Source organism: Corallococcus praedator (assembly GCF_003612125.1).
In the GTDB taxonomy this organism is placed as follows: Bacteria; Myxococcota; Myxococcia; order Myxococcales; family Myxococcaceae; genus Corallococcus; species Corallococcus praedator.
In genome coordinates, this window is sequence record NZ_RAWI01001002.1 from 1 (window position 1) to 452 (window position 452).

Here is a 452-nt window from a genome sequence, read left to right on the forward strand (position 1 = left end):
CGGCGCTGCCCGGCAAGCCGATCCCGAAGGCGTACGGGCAGTGGGTTCGCCGTGACGACCTGGTGCGCTATCTGCAGGACTACGCCGACGACCTCGACCTCCGCCCCGAGCTCGGGGTGCGGGCCACCCGGGTCGACGCCGACAGATCCGGGTGGCGGGTGGAGACCTCGGCCGGTCCCCTGACGGCCGACGCGGTGGTGGTGGCCAGCGGCTACAGCCACACGCCGTACGTCCCCGACTGGCCGGGCCGGGACTCGTTCGCGGGCCAGGTCACCCACTCGTCGGCGTATCGCGAACCGTCGCCGTACGCGGGGAAGCGGGTCCTGGTCGTCGGTTCCGGCAACTCCGCGGGCGACCTGGTCACCGATCTCGCCGGCGTGGCCGGTGAGGTGATCATGGCTGTCCGGACCCCACCGAACATCGTCCGGCGCGACACCCGCGGCGTGCCGAGT

At 73.0% G+C, this 452-nt stretch carries 1 protein-coding gene; it reads left to right on the forward strand.

From position 1 onward, the window contains the following. Positions 1-452: NAD(P)-binding domain-containing protein (locus D7Y13_RS42770; protein WP_147452709.1), on the forward strand; the 452-nt coding region annotated here is incomplete at both ends.